This window comes from Streptomyces sp. NPDC093094 (assembly GCF_044754345.1).
Classification (GTDB): Bacteria; Actinomycetota; Actinomycetes; order Streptomycetales; family Streptomycetaceae; genus Streptomyces.
In genome coordinates this window covers 136,520-152,609 of sequence record NZ_JBIVOX010000012.1, presented here as the reverse complement: position 1 = coordinate 152,609, position 16,090 = coordinate 136,520, and the positions used below count along the sequence as shown (strand labels likewise).

Here is a 16,090-nt window from a genome sequence, read left to right as displayed (position 1 = left end):
GTCGCCTCCTTGCTGTGACGGTGGGCGGCGCCGGTCGCGGCGGCCGCTTAAAGGTGTGCGAGCTTCTCCAGCACGGGGGCGGCGGCGCGCAGTTTCGCCCACTCGTCCTCGTCGAGGTCCTCGACCAGCGCGGCCAGGAACGCGTTGCGCTTGCGCCGGCTCTCCTCGAGCATGGCCTCGGCCTGCTCGGTGCGGGTGACCACCTTCTGGCGGCGGTCCTCGGGGTGCGGCTCCAGCCGGACGAGGCCCTTGGCCTCCAGCAGCGCGACGATGCGGGTCATCGACGGCGGCTGGACGTGCTCCTTGCGGGCCAGCTCGCCCGGGGTCGCCCGGCCGCACAGGGACAGGGTGCCCAGCACCGACATCTCGGTGGGGCTCAGCGACTCGTCGACGCGCTGGTGCTTGAGTCGGCGGGAGAGCCGCATCACGGCGGATCGCAGGGAGTTCACGGCGGCAGCGTCGTCGCCATGGGTCAGGTCCGGCATGTTCTTTAGCGTAACTCATTACTCTCGCTAAAGACCACTCGGCGGGGCGCGGACGAGCGTGACTCCGGCCACTGAAACATCGGTGTCACCCGTACGAGTGAGCCGGTTCCGGAAAGCCGCCCGTCGGCCACGGCTGCGGCGACCCTCGTAGCCATGGGGACCAGCGTGCTCAGCCTGCGCATGGACGGAGAGCTGCTCGAAAGGCTCCGGGACCGTGCGGCCAGAAGAGGAATGAGCGTCCAGGACTATGTCGTCCGGACGCTCATCCGTGATGATTTCGACGAACGGTTCCACACCGCCGTCGAGGAGACCGAGAAGTTCTACGGCCACCCCTGACCGGTCAGGTCAGACCCAGGGCCGGCATCAGGTAGTAGAAGGTGAAGACGGCGGAGACCACGTACATGGCCACCGGGACGTCCTTCGCCCGGCCCGCCGCCAGGCGCATCGCCACGAAGGTGATGAAGCCCATGCCGATGCCGTTGGTGATCGAGTAGGTGAACGGCATCATCACCATCGTCACGAACGCCGGGACGGCGATGGTGTAGTCGGCCCAGTCGATCTCCTTGACCGAGCCGGCCAGGATCAGGAAGCCGACCGCGAGCAGCGCCGGGGTGGCCGCCTGGGACGGGACCATCGTGGCGACCGGCGTGAGGAACAGTGCGACGGCGAAGAGGCCGCCCGTGACGATGTTCGCGAAACCGGTCCGGGCGCCCTCGCCGACACCCGCCGTGGACTCCACGAAGGCGGTGGTGGCCGAGGAGGAGCTGGCACCGCCCGCGGCGACGGCGACACCGTCGACGAAGAGGACCTTGTTGATGCCGGGCATCTGCCCCTGGGCGTCGGTCAGCTTCGCCTCGTCGGACACGCCCATGATCGTGCCCATCGCGTCGAAGAAGCACGACAGCAGCACCGTGAACACGAACAGCACACCGGTCAGCACGCCGACCTTCTCGAACCCGCCGAACAGGCTGAACTCGCCGACCAGCCCGAAGTCGGGCGTGGCGACCGGGTTGCCCGGCCACTTCGGGGTGGTCAGACCCCAGGACGGGATGTCCGCGACGGCCTCGATGATCAGCGCGAGGACGGTCATGGCGACGATCGAGATCAGGATCGCACCGGGCACCTTGCGGACGATCAGACCGAGCGTCAGCAGCGCGCCCAGGATGAACACGAGCACCGGCCAGCCGTTGAGGTGACCGTCGCTGCCGAGCTGGAGCGGAACCGTGGTGTGGGCGGCGTCCGGGACACGGGAGACGAAGCCGGAGTCGACCAGACCGATCAGCATGATGAACAGGCCGATACCGATCGAGATGGCCTTGCGCAGTCCGAAGGGCACCGCGTTCATGACGCGCTCGCGCAGACCGGTGGCGACCAGCAGCATCACCACGAAGCCGGCCAGCACGACCATGCCCATGGCGTCCGGCCAGGACATCCGCGGGGCGAGCTGGAGGGCGACGACCGAGTTCACACCGAGACCGGCCGCGAGCGCGATGGGCACATTGCCGATGACGCCCATCAGCAGCGTGGTGAACGCGGCCGTGAGAGCGGTGGCGGTGACCAGCTGGCCGTTGTCGAGCTGGTGACCGTACATGTCCTTGGCGCTGCCGAGGATGATCGGGTTCAGCACGATGATGTAGGCCATCGCGAAGAAGGTGGCGAAACCACCCCGGACCTCGCGGGACAGCGTGCTGCCGCGCTCGGAGATCTTGAAGTGGCGGTCGAGAGCGCCGTACGCGGGCGCGCCGCCCGGCTGCTCCGGAGCGGGGACCTTGGCGGGGGCCGAGGTGGACATTTGTTGGTTCCTACGAACAGAAGTGGTCAGAGGTAAACGGTTTCAGTATGAACATATGAGTCGGACGTTTTCTATCTCCGCGCGTAGATCCGACGACCTCGTACACTGCGCTGCATGGCGAAGTGGACCCCCAAGCACGAGGCTCCGGAACCCCTGGAGGGTCCGATCGTTCCGACCGTCGTCGGCGGCACGGTCCTCTGGTTCGTCCTCTTCCTGGTGCAGCTGCCGTTCTACGGCTGGTTCGACGACCACGGGCACGCCTGGTGGGTGTGGACCTGTCTGGCCGGCGGCGGCCTCGGCCTCATCGGCATCTGGTACGTCCGCAGGCGGGACGCCGCGATCAGACGCGCCGCGGCGACCCCCGCCCCGTAACCGGCCGCCCCGTCCCGTAACCGGCCGCCCCGTCCGTCCCGCGGGCGGCCGCCCCGTCCGTCCCGCGGGCCGCCGCCCCGTCCGTCCCGCGGGCGGCCGCTCCCGTCCCGCGGTTCGCCGGAGCTTCTCCCACTCGGCAGGTGAACGCCCCCCTCCGCACGTACCGTCGAAGGCATGACGCACACCGACGCGGGCGCCGACCTCGATCCTGTGCATCCTGCCGCCGTGCCGTCCCCGGCGGACGGCCTCACCGCGGCCGAGGTCGCCGAGCGGGTCGCGGCCGGCCGGGTCAACGACGTGCCGGTGCGCAGCAGCCGGTCCCTGCCCGACATCGTCCGCGCGAACGTCTTCACCCGGTTCAACGCCATCATCGGTGTGCTGTGGCTGATCATGCTGGTCGTGGCGCCGATCCAGGACAGCCTGTTCGGCTTCGTGATCATCGCCAACACCGGCATCGGGATCTTCCAGGAGTGGCGGGCGAAGAAGACGCTCGACTCCCTGGCCGTGATCGGCGAGGTGCGGCCGACCGTGCGCCGCGACGGGGCCTCCCTGGAGGTCGGCACCTCACAGATCGTGCTGGACGACGTCATCGAGATCGGACCCGGTGACAAGGCCGTCGTGGACGGGGTGTGCGTCGAGGCCGACAGCCTGGAGATCGACGAGTCGCTGCTGACCGGCGAGGCCGACCCGGTCGTCAAACGGCCGGGCGACCAGGTGATGTCCGGCAGCTTCGTGGTCGCGGGAGGCGGCGCCTTCCGCGCCACCAAGGTCGGCCGCGAGGCGTACGCCGCCCAGCTCGCCGAGGAGGCGTCCCGCTTCACCCTGGTCCACTCCGAGCTGCGCTCGGGCATCTCCACGATCCTGAAGTACGTGACGTGGATGATGATCCCCGCCGCGCTCGGCCTGATCGTCACCCAGCTGGTCGTCGAGAGCAACGACCTGCGGGACTCCGTCGCCCGCACGGTCGGCGGCATCGTCCCGATGGTCCCCGAGGGGCTGGTGCTGCTCACCTCGGTCGCCTTCGCGATCGGCGTCATCCGGCTCGGCCGCAAGCAGTGCCTGGTGCAGGAGCTGCCGGCCATCGAGGGCCTGGCCCGCGTCGACACCGTCTGCCTGGACAAGACCGGCACCCTCACCGAGGGCGGCATGGACGTCACCGCCCTGCGCGTCCTGGACGGCCATGACGAGGACTACGTCCGCCGGGTGCTCGGCGCGCTCGGCGAGTCCGACCCCCGGCCCAACGCCTCCCTGAAGGCGATCATCGACGCCTACCCGGACAGCGAGGAGTGGCGCTGCACCGAGTCGCTGCCGTTCTCCTCGGCCCGCAAGTACAGCGGCGCCTCCTTCAGCGAGGGCGACGGCGAGTCCAGCACCTGGCTGCTGGGCGCCCCGGACGTGCTGCTCGCCGACGACGACCCGGCCCTCGCCGAGACGGGCCGGCTGAACGAGGAGGGGCTGCGGGTGCTGCTGCTGGCCCGCGCCTCGCGCGAGCTGGGCGACCCGGAGGTGGGCCGGGGCACCCGTCCGGCGGCGCTCGTCGTCCTGGAGCAGCGGCTGCGGCCGGACGCCGCCGACACCCTGCGCTACTTCGCCGAGCAGAACGTCCGCGCGAAGGTCATCTCCGGCGACAACGCGGTGTCGGTGGGCGCGGTCGCGGGCAAGCTGGGCCTCGCGGGCACGGCGGTCGACGCGCGCCGGATACCGGCCGAGCGCGACGGCATGGCACGGGCCCTGGACGAGGGCACGGTGTTCGGGCGGGTCACACCGCAGCAGAAGCGGGACATGGTGGGGGCGCTCCAGTCCCACGGCCACACGGTCGCGATGACCGGCGACGGCGTGAACGACGTGCTCGCGCTGAAGGACGCCGACATCGGCGTCGCGATGGGCTCCGGGTCGGAGGCGACCCGGGCGGTCGCGCAGATCGTGCTGCTGAACAACAGCTTCGCCACACTGCCGTCGGTGGTCGCGGAGGGCCGCCGGGTGATCGGCAACATCACGCGCGTGGCGACGCTGTTCCTGGTGAAGACGGTCTACTCGGTCCTGCTGGCGGTCCTGGTGGTCTGCACCCAGGTGGACTACCCGTTCCTCCCCCGCCATCTGACCCTGCTGTCGACCCTCACCATCGGGGTCCCGGCCTTCTTCCTGGCCCTCGCGCCCAACAAGGAGCGCGCGAAACCGCACTTCGTGCGGCGGGTGATGCGCTACGCCGTCCCCGGCGGGGTGGTGGCGGGCACGGCGACCTTCACGATGTACCTGATCGCCGGGCACCACTACTCGGGCGAGGACGCCCTGGACGCCGAGACCAGCGTGGCCACGCTGACCCTGTTCCTGGTGTCGATGTGGGTGCTGGCCATCATCGCCCGCCCCTACACCTGGTGGCGGCTGCTGCTGATCGCGACGATGGGAGGCGCGTTCCTGCTGGTGCTGGTGGTGCCCTGGCTCCAGGAGTTCTTCGCGCTGAAGCTGGTCGGCGTCATGATGCCGTGGCTCGCGGTCGGCGTGGCGGCGGTGGCGGCGGTGGTCCTGGAGTTCCTGTGGAGATGGGTCGACCGCCGCTTCCCGGCGTAGCCCCGGCGGCAGCTCACCGCACGTCGACGGCGTCCTCGCGGGAGGCGGCCGCCGAGGTGGCCGTGGCGCCCTCGTAGAGGTGGCGGTACGAGCCGTCGTGGGGGTCCGGCATGAGCCGGCTGCCCACCCCGCCGAACAGGTCGAGCTCGGCGCCCTGGACGCCGCTGGGGTGGCCCGCGGTCGTCGACACGGTGAAGGTCGTGCCGCCGGCGCCTGGGCCGGCTGCCCGGCCCCGCGTGTCGCGGGGCCGGGCAGGGCGTGCTGCGACGGTGTCGTCAGCGCACGTCGACGTAGTCGCCCGCGGACACGGTCAGCGGGGACGTCGTGGTGGAGGCGCCGGAGAAGTAGAAGCGCCAGGTGCCGTCGTAGGTGGCGGGGTGGGTGGTGCTGACGGCGCCGGTGGAGGACGACTTGACCGTCTTCACCTTGCCGTACGCGGTGCTGCCGGACTTCTTGAACTGGAGCTGCATGTACTGGTTGGTGTACTTGCTGTACGCGCCCGTCTCCCAGTCGGCGCGGGTGAACGCGCCCTTGATGGAGAGGGCCCTGCCCTTGACGACCGGCTCCGGGGAGGCGTTGATCGTCAGCAGCGCGTTCCGCTGGACCCGGTGGGTCTTGTAGTAGTCGTTCCAGTACTCGCTCTCGTCGTTCGCGAGAGCGCCGACACCGACGTGCCAGGTGCCGGCCAGCGCGTTGGCGTACAGGTCGCCGATGCCGTCGCCGTCGTTGAGACCGGGGGTGGCCGTGATGGTCATCTTGCAGTTCACCGTGGTGGCGGAGGGCGCCGTGCAGGAGACGGTGTCGTTCGGCGGCAGCCAGCCCTCGGGGCTCTCGGGGTTCGTCCCGTGCCACAGGTCGATGTACACGTCCTGGATGCCGGTGGGGTGGCTGGCCGTCAGGGACACGGTGAAGGTCTTGGCGGCCTTGCCGCCGACGACGACGGCCTTGCCGGCGTTGACGGAGACGTTGGAGACGGTCGGAGCGGCCTGCGCGCCGACGGCGGCCGACCTGGACGCGGCCTTGCCGCCGAAGTGCGCGGCCGCGCCCGGACGGTCGATCTCGACGGGGGCGCCGGAGCCCGCCTGCGCGGCGGGCACGGCGAACGCGGACAGGGCGAGGGCGCCGGAGACGGCGGCGACGGTGGCACGAATGCGCATGCGATTCCCTTGGGTGTCGGGTGCCGGAGGAGCCGGAGGTACGCCCGGCCCCCGACCGGATGCCGGGGGCCGGGCCGGGTCACGGGGACCCCGGGTACTACTGGACGTCGATGTAGTCGGCGGCGGAGGAGACGGCCGCGCTGGCCGTGTTGCCGGCGTAGACGAAGCGGTAGTAGCCGTCGTACGTGGCGGTGGTGGTGGTGCTCAGGGCGCCGGTGCTGGTCGTCTTGACCGTCTTCAGCGTGGTGTAGCTGGTGGCGCCCTTCTTCTTGTACTGGAGCTGCACGTTCTGGCTGGCGTAGCCGCCGTACTTGAGGGACTCCCAGTTGACGCGGTTCAGCTTGCCGGTGACGGTGATCGCCTTGCCCTTGCGGACCGGCTCGGGCGCGGCGTTGGTCGTCAGCGAGGTCTGGCGCTGGAACTTGAAGGCGCCGGCCTTCTCCTTCCAGATCCAGTCGCCGTCCTTGGCGTCGACCAGCGTGTCGACGTACCAGGTGCCGGCGTTGGCGTTGGTGAGGTAGTCGACCTTCGGGTCCACGGTCACCCAGCCGGTGCAGTTCGCGGTGTAGGTGCTGACCGCGACGCAGGTGGGCTTGGCCGTGGTGAAGATGCCGTAGTCCGGGCCGAACAGGTCGATCTCGTCAGCGCCCTTGATGCCCGAGTTGTCCGTGGCCGTGACGACGACCTTGAACTTCTTCGCGGTGGTACCGATCGTCACCTTGTTGTCGAGGTCGACGACAACCTTGACGATCCTGGTGTCGCCCTCGGAGCCGTCGGCCTGCGCGGCCGGAACGGCGAGAGCGGACAGAGCCAGGGCACCGGTGACGACACCGAGGGTGGCACGCATGCGCATGTCTGTTCCCCACGTGGAGAAAGGGGCCCGCCCCCCGTCGGGTGCACACGGCTCGTGAGCGTGGCGAGGCCCAAGTGATCGAGGAGTCTCTTGACTCGGGAGATCAGATCCACGACCGGCCGGAATGGTTGTACGGCCGGTGGAGAATTTGTGCGAAGTTTTTCGGACGGTCCGCACGGCCCCGCCGGCCAGGTGTCGCCCCCGCCCGCCGGCGGTGTGCCGTCCCGCCCGCCGGGTGCCGCTCCCGCCGGCCGGGTGCCGTCCCGCCGGCGGGGGCCGGACTCAGTCGAACCAGCGGTCCCGCGCCAGCTCCGCCGTCCGCGACGGGTCCTCCAGCAGGGCCGCCACCTCGAAGCGGCGCGGCCACTGCCCGGCCGCCCAGGCGAGACCCGCGGCGACGCCCTCCAGGGTCGAGGCGTGCAGGACGCCGTCGTCGGTGAGCCGCCAGTCGATCTCCACGCCGTCGACGACCAGTTCCTCGTGCTCGACGTAACTGCCCGGCGTGCGCGGACCGAGCAGCACCCGCACCGGCTCCGGCACGTCGTGCTCGGCGCCCTCGGAGTCGATCGCCCCGGAGACGGACTCGCTCAGCCGCCGCACCTGGAACAGCTCGGCCAGTTCGGGGGCCCGTACCGGGCGCACCGGCAGCAGCGGCACGCCCCCGGTGAAGGGCAGCAGGTCGGGCGAGTCGACGACGACCGCGTCGGCCGCGTCCACGACCACCGTGCGCCCGTCCACCACCGCCCGCAGCTCCTCCGGCAGCGTGACCTGCTCGGGGTCGAGCTCGGCCAGCGCCCCGTACAGCGCGTGCAGTTGGGCGCCGGTGACCTCGCGGTCCGGGTCGGCGAGCCGGTCGAGCAGCTCGGCGGCGCCGCCCGGCTCGTCGAGCAGCGCGGCGACCGAGGTGCGCACCCCGAGCGCCCGCAGCACCTGCTCGTCGTCGAAGCCGGTCGCGTCGGCCTCCTCGTACAGGCCGCGCAGCAGCGGGTCCCCGCCCGCCGCCAGCAGCCCGGCGGGCCTGCGGCCGTCGAGCACCGGGTGCCCGCGCAGCCACCAGGCCGTGTAGGGCCGTACGGTCTCGTGGGTGCCGTCGGGCAGCAGGATCCGCACCGGCTGGGTGAGGGCGTCCCTGAGCGGCGGCTGGGCGAGCAGGGCGAGGGCCTGCGGCCAGCGCCCGTCGTCGACGAGGTCGAGATCGCGTACGGCGACCAGCTCGGTGGCGACCGGCGGGACCGGCGAGTCGGGGAAGCGGTCGAGGACGTCCTCGGACCAGACGTCCACGGCGTCCAGCAGTCCGGCGTCGTCGGGCTCGGCGAAGTCCCCTTCGCGTGGCTCCAGTTCGTCCGGGTCGAGGACGACGTCGGCGGCACGGACGAGGGTGAAGTTCGCCAGCACACCGCAGGCGGCCAGCGGGCCCTCGCCCCACCTGTCCGCCAGTTCGGTGTCGACGGCGGCGAGTTCGCCCTCACGCATGACCTGGTGGAAGGCGCTTCCGGCCAGCACCAGCTCACCCGCGGGGGCGAGTTCGCCGTCCTCGTCGGGCAGGGCGAGGGCGCCCAGCCAGGGCTCGTCGCCGGGTTCCAGTCCCGCGTCGCGGACCAGCGCCAGGACGGTGTCGGCGAGTTCCTCCGCGTCCGGGGCGTCCGCCTCCCAGTCGAGGCCGCCGTCGTCGTCCAGGGACGCGGCCACGGCAGCCCGCACCTGGGGCGTGGTGAGCACGGCCCGCGGGGTCGCCGGCAGTGCGCCCAGCTTCTCCAGCAGCGGGTGCGCGGCGTCCGCGTGGGCGACCTTCAGACCGAGCCGGGCCAGCACCTCGGCGTCCGTGCCGGCGGACTCGGAGGTGGGCAGCAGCACCTGCCGGGGCCCGATCGTCGTACGGCCGTCGGCCAGCGGCACCGGCAGTCCGGTCAGCCGGTCCGGGTCGACCCCCGCCAGGCTGTCGTAGAGCCGCCGCCACCAGCCCGGGTCCTTCTCCAGACCGGCCAGCCGGTCGACGGCGTCGGTCAGCGGCACCCGGGCCACGCCCAGCGTGCGCAGCTCGGCCCGGCGCTCCAGGCCCGCGGGCAGCAGCGTGGGCAGCACCTCGGCCAGGACCTGCACCGTGCCGGCGCCGGCGCCCTCGACGACCTCCGCCTCCAGCGGGCGCAGGGACTCCGGCAGATCCTCCCCGGGCCCGGCGGCGGGCGGCAGGAAGGAGGTGCGGGGCAGCCGCTCCAGGATCGCCGCGCGCAGGGCCCCGTCCAGTTCGCCCTTGCCGAGCGGGCCGGGCACCAGGTCGATGATCCCGGTGGTCACCGGCCGCCAGGCGGCGAGGAGTCCGGCGAAGGCGTCGGCGGCGCGCTCGACGAGATGGTCGGTCAGCGGGCCGGGGGCGGCGTGCCGCCGGGTGGTGTCCAGCGGGAAGGACGCGATGAGCAGCGCGGGCACGCCGAGCGGCTCGTCGCTGGGGGTCGGCGCGTGCACGACGGGGCTGGTGCGGGGCCGCACGGGAACTCCGTCGGCGTCGACCGGTACGGCCCAGGTGACCGACCAGTGCGGACGCAGCCGCTCCTCGACGGGCCGGTCGGCGAGCAGCTCGGCCCGCAGCGGCCCGTGCGCGGCGGCGGTCCGCCAGTGGGTGGTGCCGTCGCGGGAGTCCTCCACGACGGTCAGGTCGCCGTCGGTGCGGCGGCGCAGGGTGCGGATGTCGGGGCCGGTCTCGATCACGACTTCGTCGAGTCCGGGCAGGGCGAGCAGCAGGGCGTCGTCGACGGCGGCGAGGAGCCGCTCGGCGAGGTCCGTGGCGGCGGTGTCGCGCAGCGGCAGGATGACGGCGGTGTCGTAGGGGGCGGGGGCGCTGCCCTCGGCGGCGAACGGCAGGCGCAGCAGTGGCACGTGGCCGTCCCGGCGGCGGACCTCGTCGCCGAGGCCGGGGCTGTGCCGGGCGGTGTCGGCGGCCAGGCCGCGGGCCTCGGCGAGGGACCAGCGCACGCCGCCGTGCCGGCCGACGACGGCGGGTTCGTCGGTGACGGCGAGGACGGCGGCGAAGCCGACGCCGAACCGGCCGACGGCCGCCGTGCCGGTCTCCCGTTTGGCGGAGGCGCGCAGGGTGGACAGCGACTCGACACCGGTGGCGTCCAGAGGGGCGCCGGTGTTGGCGGCCACGAGGACGCCGTCGCGCAGGGTGAGCCGGAGCCGGCCGGGCGTGCCGGCTCTGGCGGCGGCGTCGGCGGCGTTCTGGGCGAGCTCGACCACGAGCCGGTCCCGGTAGCCGCCGAGGACCAGGTCCTCCTCGGCGTTCGCGTCCTCCCGGAATCGGGCCGGACTGGTCGCCCAGGCGTCGAGGACGCCCCGGCGCAGGCGGGCCGTTCCGAACGGATCGGCACCCTCGGCCGCGGGCTGCACGAACTTGCTCACGTCCAACACTCTCCTCATCGGCGTGACCTTGAAGGTACCGCGCTGAGGTGGTGGTGATTCCCGCTCCGGGCTGTGCGGGGGCGGGGTGAGGGGTGTGCACCGGGCGTCGCCGTGTCCCGGCGGGCCGTCCGCGGGGGCCGGTCGCGCGGTTCCCGGCGTTCTTGGGGGCACGCCCCCAGGGACCCCCTACGAGTGACCGCCCTCGCGGATCCACCGCCCGGGACAGGCCGTCGTGGCCGGTCACCGCCGGCGCCCCGGCCGACCCCCCGCCGTGGCCGGTCGCGCAGTTCCCGGCGTTCTTGGGGGCACGCCCCCAGGGACCCCCTACGAGTGACCGCCCTCGCGGATCCACCGCCCGGGACGGGCCCGCCGTGCCCGGTCGCTGCCGGTGCCCCGGCCCACCGCCCGCCGCGGCCGGTCGCGCAGTTCCCCGCGCCCCCGAGGCCGTCACCCCCGGCACCGCTTCGATCACCCGACAGCGCGCCCCAGGGCCCTCCTCGCGGATCCACCGCCCGGGACAGGCCGTCGTGGCCGGTCACCGCCGGTGCCCCGGCCGACCCCCCGCCGCGGCCGGTCGCGCAGTTCCCCGCGCACCCGAGGGCGTCGTCCGACGGTGTCGCCCCCGGTGGCGTTGTGGGTGTCTGCGGGGTGCCCCAGGGTTTCTACGAGTGGCCCAGTTCCGCCGATTCCTCGTCCGTGGTGTCCGGGACGGAGCCGGAGTCGCGGGAGGGGCGCAGCGGGAACGGGTCGACGCGGGTCTCGTCGACGACCGGTTCGGCGGGGCGCGGCGGCTTGGGCATGACGGCGGCCTCGGAGTGGCCGCCGCAGCCGTAGGACAGGGAGACGACCCGGCCGTCGGCGGGGGCGAACTCGTTGGCGCACACTCCGAACGCCTGGCCCAGGGACCCGCCGATGGGGGTGAGGAAGCCGCAGCTGACACACGTGGCGGGGGCCGCCTGGGCCATCGGGGTCTTGGCGCCGAACGACTCCTCCCAGCGGTCGGCCGCGACATGCAGTCCGTAGCGGGACAGGACGCGGGCACGCCGCATCCCGAGCTCCTCGGCGACGGCCGCGATGGAGCCGCGCGAGGGCGCGGTCGGCAGATTGGCCGGAACCCCCTGGGTGAGCTCGGCGTCCTCGGCCTCGACCAGTTCCGCCATGTCCTCGGAGACGGCGGCGTTCGGCACGGGCTCGTCCTCGCCGGAGAAGCCGGGTTCCAGGCGCAGGTCCTCGGCGTCGGTGGGGAGCAGATCGCCGGGGCCCATGTCGCCGGGGCGCAGCCGTTCGCTCCACGGCACCCACTCCGGTGCCAGCAGGGCGTCGGGGCCGGGCAGCAGGACGGCCTCGTCCAGGGTCACGATCTTCGCCCGGGAGGCGCGGGCCACGGTGACGGCCCAGCGCCAGCCGCGGTAGCCCATCTCCTTGCATTCGAAGAAGTGCGTGACCACGCGGTCGCCCTCGGACACCAGGCCGGAGTGCTCGCCGACGACGCCGGGGGCCGCCGCCTCCTCGGCGGCGGTGCGTGCGAGGTCGACCGCCTCGGCGCACAGGCGGTCGGGGGTGCGGCTTCGCGTGCTCGCTGCGCTCACAGGTATCGCTTCTCTCCTACGCCGTCTCTCGGGGGTGCCTCCTGGCGGCGGAACGGACGGAGCGGACCTGTGGGCCGCGTCGACGTCCGCGTCCGATCGCGCTCGGGCGCACCTGTGCCATCCATTGTGCGGGATGGCTGAGATACGCACGCTACCTGTTCGCGGGCGCTCGGCCTACACCGACGTGGTTTCCGGTGCGATCGGAGTGATCTTCGCAGGGTCCGCGGAGACGTCCGGAAGGGCCTCCGGGCACGGACCCGAGCACGAAAGTGGGGGGCCATACGCGCGGTAACCGCACTACACATGCCCGCTTCGGGGCACTATGGCGTCGTGGCAGCCGCGAGGTCCCCCCAGGGAACCACCGGGTTCGATGGGGCCGAGGGAAACGACCGGGGTGGCGGTTCGGGCCGGTTCCGCGGCTTCGTCCGCTCGGTCGGCCGTGCCCTGCACCTGCCGTTCACCGGCCCCGCGCGCGGTATCCGCAAGGCGACGCACGCACAGGGCGCCGGCGAGTCGGGGCTGGGCAAACTGATCGAGCTGCACGCCGTGAACGGCGCCGGCGACATGATGATCACGGTCGCGCTGGCCTCCACGGTGTTCTTCTCCGTCCCGACGGACGAGGCCCGCGGCCGGGTGGCGCTCTACCTGGCGATCACGATGGCGCCCTTCACCCTGCTGGCCCCGGTGATCGGTCCGCTGCTGGACCGGGTGCCGCACGGCCGGCGCGCGGCGATGGCGACGGCGATGCTGGCACGGGCGCTGCTCGCGCTGGTCCTGTCCGGCGCGGTGATCAGCGGCAGCATCCAGCTGTATCCGGCGGCACTGGGGGTGCTGGTGGCGTCGAAGGCGTACGGGGTGGTGAGAAGCGCCGTGGTGCCGCGGCTGCTGCCGCCGAAGTTCTCGCTGGTGAAGGCGAACTCCCGGGTCACCCTCGGCGGGCTGCTGGCGACGGGCATCGCGGCGCCGGTGGGCGCGGGGCTCCAGGCGATCGGCCCGCGCTGGCCGCTGTACGGCGCGTTCGTGCTGTTCATGGTGGGGGCGTTCCTGTCGTTCTCGCTGCCCGGGAAGGTGGACTCGGCCCGGGGCGAGGACCGGGCGCTGCTGGCGGCGGACGCCCAGCATCTGCACGGCCCGCACCGTCAGCCGGTCAAGCGGCCCGGTCTGCGCACGGTCGGTATCGCGGTCACGCACGCCCTCGGCGCGAACTGCGCGCTGCGCTGTCTGTCCGGGTTCCTGATCTTCTTCCTGGCGTTCCTGCTGCGGGAGCACCCGATGACCGGGCAGAGCGCGGCGGTGTCGCTGGGCATGGTCGCGGTCGCGGCGGGCGTGGGCAACGCGTGCGGCACGGCGGTGGGGGCGTGGCTGCGTTCCCGGGCGCCGGAGATCATCATCGTGACGGTGGTGGCGCTGGTGCTGGGCGCGGCGATCGTCGCGGCGGTGTTCTTCGGGGCGGTGCTGGTGGCGTGTCTGGCCGCGGTGGCCGGTTTCGCGCAGGCGCTGGCGAAGCTGTCGCTGGACGCGCTGATCCAGCGGGACGTGCCCGAGCAGGTGCGCTCGTCGGCGTTCGCCCGTTCGGAGACGCTGCTCCAGATGTCGTGGGTGTTCGGCGGCGCGGTCGGCCTCGCGATGCCGCTGAACGGCACGCTGGGCCTGGCGGTGGGCGCGGCGATCGTGGCGGCGGGCTGGCTGACCACCGTCCGGGGCCTGCTGAGCTCGGCCCGGCACGGCGGGCCGCCGCGGACGCGAGTGGCGTAACCCACGGCACGCCCCTGCCCCCAGGTGGGAGGGCGGAGCGGGGGGCCCGATAGCCTTCGCCCATGACCAGGATGCAATCCGCTGTGCGACGCCGCCGCGCCGTCGCCGCCGCCGGCGCCGTTTCCGCCGGGCTGCTCGTCCTCACGGCCTGCGACAAGCCGACGCCCGTCGCGACGGTCACCGTCGGTTCGAGCTCGGTCAACGCCGAGGCCGTCTGCTACAACGACGGCGAGAAGCTCGACGCGGAGTCGCTGGCGCAGTGCGCCAAGAACACCGACGACATCAAGTCCATCGAGGTGGGCCAGGACGAGACCGTCCGCTTCGGTGTCGACCCCGCGGTCGCGGACAACGGCTGGGTGGTCATGGTGAACGGCCGCCAGTTCACCGACAAGAGCACCAAGACGTACCGCACGATCCCCAGCAGCGCGTTCTTCAACGCCCAGTACGGCACCGAGGGGGCGACCAACACGGTCTCCATCCAGGAGGGCGAGGACGGCGTCAAGGGCCTGTGGACGTTCAAGCTGAAGCAGGACGAGTCCTGGAAGGAGACCGTCTCCTGACGGCTCCGGCACACGTGCTCGTCGCCACCGCGGTCCCGGCGGAACGGGACGCGGTGGCACGGGCGTTCCCGGTGGCGCCCGCCGAGGTGCCGCTGCCCGGGGCGGTGCTGCACCGGGTCCCCGGCGGTCCGGACCTGCTGGCCGCCGGTGTGGGACCGGCCCGCGCCGCGGCGTCGGTGTCGGCCGCGCTGACGGCCGCCGCGCTCGGCGGCACCCCCTGCACGCTCGTCGTCTGCGCCGGCATCGCGGGCGGTTTCGTGCCCGACGCGCCCGTCGGCTCGCTCGTCGTCGCCGACGCGATCACCGCCGCCGACCTGGGCGCGGAGACGGCCGAGGGCTTTCTGCCGGTCACCGAGCTGGGCTTCGGGACCGTCACCCACCGTCCGCCCGAGGACCTCGTACGGCAGGCCGTGGCCGCGACCGGCGCGGCGGCCGGAGCCGTGCTCACCGTCTCCACCGTCACGGGCACGGCCGCCCGTGCGGCGGCCCTGCGGGCCCGTCATCCGGGCGCCCTGGCCGAGGCGATGGAGGGCTTCGGCGTCGCCGAGGCCGCCGCCCTGCACGGCACGCCCGTGCTGGAGATCCGCGCCGTCTCCAACCCCGTCGGCCCGCGCGACCGCGCCGCCTGGCGTGTGGGCGACGCCCTCACGGCCCTGACGACGGCCTTCGGGAAGCTCGCACCCGTCCTGGAGAGTTGGCACCCGTATGACCGGTGAACCGCTGCAGATCGCGTACTCCCCCTGCCCGAACGACACGTTCGTCTTCGACGCCCTCGCCCACGGCCGCGTCCCCGGCGCGCCCGCGCTCGACGTGACGTTCGCGGACATCGACATCACCAACGGCATGGCCGAGCGCGGCGAGTCCGACGTGCTGAAGGTGTCCTACGCCGTGCTGCCGTACGTCCTCGACACATACGTCCTGCTGCCCTGCGGGGGCGCGCTGGGCCGCGGCTGCGGTCCGCTGGTGCTGAGCAGGGAGGCGGGGGCGGACCTCGCCGGCGCGACGGTCGCGGTGCCGAGCGAGACGTCGACGGCGTACCTGCTGTTCCGGCTGTGGGCCGCGGACACCGTCCCCGGCGGGGTCGGGCAGATCGTGGTCATGCCGTTCCACGAGATCATGCCGGCCGTGCGGGACGGCAAGGTCGACGCGGGCCTGGTGATCCACGAGGCCCGCTTCACGTACCGGAACTACGGCCTGCACAAGCTCGCCGACATGGGCGAGCACTGGGAGAGCACGACCGGGCTGCCCATCCCGCTGGGCGCGATCATCGCCCGGCGGTCCCTGGGCGCGGAGCGGCTGCGGCTGCTCGCCGACTCGGTCCGTGCCTCCGTACGGGCCGCCTGGGACGACCCGGAGGTCTCCCGCCCGTACGTCATGGAGCACGCCCAGGAGATGGACCCGGCCGTCGCCGACCAGCACATCGGGCTGTACGTCAACGAGTTCACCGCCGGCCTCGGCGAGGACGGCTACGCGGCCGTGCGGGGGCTGCTCACCCGCGCGGCGGCCGAGGGGCTGCTGCCGCCCCTCGGGCCGGACGCTCTGGACTTTCCGTAGGTCGTACGG

At 72.9% G+C, this 16,090-nt stretch carries 14 protein-coding genes; 7 read left to right on the top strand and 7 right to left on the bottom strand.

All coding sequences use genetic code 11. The features are described 5' to 3' along the window. Window positions 1-47: 47 nt before the first annotated feature. On the bottom strand, window positions 48-485 hold the full coding sequence (locus tag ACIQGV_RS25810; RefSeq protein ID WP_386377691.1) for a MarR family winged helix-turn-helix transcriptional regulator: 438 nt from the start codon (window positions 483-485) through the stop codon (window positions 48-50). 153 nt (window positions 486-638) lie between these two features. Between ACIQGV_RS25810 and ACIQGV_RS25805 the strand changes: the two genes are divergently transcribed. Further along, window positions 639-821 (top strand): ribbon-helix-helix protein, CopG family, encoded by a 183-nt coding sequence (locus ACIQGV_RS25805; protein ID WP_402497979.1) that lies wholly within the window; start codon window positions 639-641, stop codon window positions 819-821. 4 nt (window positions 822-825) lie between these two features. On the opposite strand, the gene ACIQGV_RS25800 is transcribed toward ACIQGV_RS25805, so the two are convergent. Continuing rightward, window positions 826-2,277 (bottom strand): NCS2 family permease, encoded by a 1,452-nt coding sequence (locus tag ACIQGV_RS25800; RefSeq protein ID WP_402497977.1) that lies wholly within the window; start codon window positions 2,275-2,277, stop codon window positions 826-828. A 114-nt stretch (window positions 2,278-2,391) separates the two neighbouring features. Between ACIQGV_RS25800 and ACIQGV_RS25795 the strand changes: the two genes are divergently transcribed. Beyond that, complete coding sequence (locus tag ACIQGV_RS25795) at window positions 2,392-2,649, top strand: DUF2530 domain-containing protein (protein WP_402497975.1); 258 nt, start codon at window positions 2,392-2,394, stop codon at window positions 2,647-2,649. A gap of 174 nt (window positions 2,650-2,823) precedes the next feature. Next, the gene (locus ACIQGV_RS25790) at window positions 2,824-5,217 is read left to right on the top strand and encodes an HAD-IC family P-type ATPase (protein ID WP_402497972.1); all 2,394 of its coding nucleotides are present in this window, start codon (window positions 2,824-2,826) and stop codon (window positions 5,215-5,217) included. 13 nt (window positions 5,218-5,230) lie between these two features. Here ACIQGV_RS25790 and ACIQGV_RS25785 read toward each other — a convergent pair whose 3' ends face one another. The 5 genes from ACIQGV_RS25785 to ACIQGV_RS25765 form a co-directional block, all read right to left on the bottom strand. Then, window positions 5,231-5,407: a hypothetical protein gene (locus ACIQGV_RS25785; RefSeq protein WP_402497969.1), complete on the bottom strand. Its 177-nt coding sequence runs from the start codon at window positions 5,405-5,407 to the stop codon at window positions 5,231-5,233. 85 nt (window positions 5,408-5,492) lie between these two features. Continuing rightward, on the bottom strand, window positions 5,493-6,374 hold the full coding sequence (locus ACIQGV_RS25780; RefSeq protein ID WP_402497967.1) for a calcium-binding protein: 882 nt from the start codon (window positions 6,372-6,374) through the stop codon (window positions 5,493-5,495). Between the two features lie 97 nt (window positions 6,375-6,471). After that, the gene (locus ACIQGV_RS25775) at window positions 6,472-7,227 is read right to left on the bottom strand and encodes a calcium-binding protein (protein WP_402497964.1); all 756 of its coding nucleotides are present in this window, start codon (window positions 7,225-7,227) and stop codon (window positions 6,472-6,474) included. Window positions 7,228-7,509: 282 nt separating this feature from the next. Next, a complete protein-coding gene (locus ACIQGV_RS25770) occupies window positions 7,510-10,623 on the bottom strand; it encodes a sacsin N-terminal ATP-binding-like domain-containing protein (protein ID WP_402497962.1) in 3,114 nt (1,037 codons plus the stop codon). A 662-nt stretch (window positions 10,624-11,285) separates the two neighbouring features. Then, window positions 11,286-12,212 (bottom strand): DUF3027 domain-containing protein, encoded by a 927-nt coding sequence (locus ACIQGV_RS25765; RefSeq protein WP_402497960.1) that lies wholly within the window; start codon window positions 12,210-12,212, stop codon window positions 11,286-11,288. Window positions 12,213-12,542: 330 nt separating this feature from the next. Here ACIQGV_RS25765 and ACIQGV_RS25760 point away from each other — a divergent pair, with 330 nt between their 5' ends. The 4 genes from ACIQGV_RS25760 to ACIQGV_RS25745 all read left to right on the top strand — a co-directional run bounded on the left by ACIQGV_RS25760 (window position 12,543) and on the right by ACIQGV_RS25745 (window position 16,081). Continuing rightward, window positions 12,543-13,967 (top strand): MFS transporter, encoded by a 1,425-nt coding sequence (locus ACIQGV_RS25760; RefSeq protein ID WP_402497957.1) that lies wholly within the window; start codon window positions 12,543-12,545, stop codon window positions 13,965-13,967. A 62-nt stretch (window positions 13,968-14,029) separates the two neighbouring features. Continuing rightward, on the top strand, window positions 14,030-14,527 hold the full coding sequence (locus ACIQGV_RS25755) for a DUF2771 domain-containing protein (RefSeq protein ID WP_402497955.1): 498 nt from the start codon (window positions 14,030-14,032) through the stop codon (window positions 14,525-14,527). A gap of 14 nt (window positions 14,528-14,541) precedes the next feature. Further along, a complete protein-coding gene (locus ACIQGV_RS25750) occupies window positions 14,542-15,243 on the top strand; it encodes a futalosine hydrolase (protein WP_402497953.1) in 702 nt (233 codons plus the stop codon). Continuing rightward, window positions 15,233-16,081 (top strand): 1,4-dihydroxy-6-naphthoate synthase, encoded by an 849-nt coding sequence (locus ACIQGV_RS25745; protein ID WP_402497950.1) that lies wholly within the window; start codon window positions 15,233-15,235, stop codon window positions 16,079-16,081. Before ACIQGV_RS25750 ends, ACIQGV_RS25745 begins: the two co-directional genes overlap by 11 nt. Window positions 16,082-16,090: the final 9 nt, after the last annotated feature.

Bases quoted from the DNA above. Each gene is read 5' to 3' on its own strand.
- ACIQGV_RS25805 (WP_402497979.1), top strand. From the start codon at position 639: ATGGGGACCAGCGTGCTCAGCCTGCGCATGGACGGAGAGCTGCTCGAA.
- ACIQGV_RS25780 (WP_402497967.1), bottom strand. From the start codon at position 6,374: ATGCGCATTCGTGCCACCGTCGCCGCCGTCTCCGGCGCCCTCGCCCTG.
- ACIQGV_RS25755 (WP_402497955.1), top strand. From the start codon at position 14,030: ATGACCAGGATGCAATCCGCTGTGCGACGCCGCCGCGCCGTCGCCGCC.
- ACIQGV_RS25745 (WP_402497950.1), top strand. From the start codon at position 15,233: ATGACCGGTGAACCGCTGCAGATCGCGTACTCCCCCTGCCCGAACGAC.
- ACIQGV_RS25795 (WP_402497975.1), top strand. From the start codon at position 2,392: ATGGCGAAGTGGACCCCCAAGCACGAGGCTCCGGAACCCCTGGAGGGT.
- ACIQGV_RS25790 (WP_402497972.1), top strand. From the start codon at position 2,824: ATGACGCACACCGACGCGGGCGCCGACCTCGATCCTGTGCATCCTGCC.
- ACIQGV_RS25775 (WP_402497964.1), bottom strand. From the start codon at position 7,227: ATGCGCATGCGTGCCACCCTCGGTGTCGTCACCGGTGCCCTGGCTCTG.
- ACIQGV_RS25810 (WP_386377691.1), bottom strand. From the start codon at position 485: ATGCCGGACCTGACCCATGGCGACGACGCTGCCGCCGTGAACTCCCTG.
- ACIQGV_RS25800 (WP_402497977.1), bottom strand. From the start codon at position 2,277: ATGTCCACCTCGGCCCCCGCCAAGGTCCCCGCTCCGGAGCAGCCGGGC.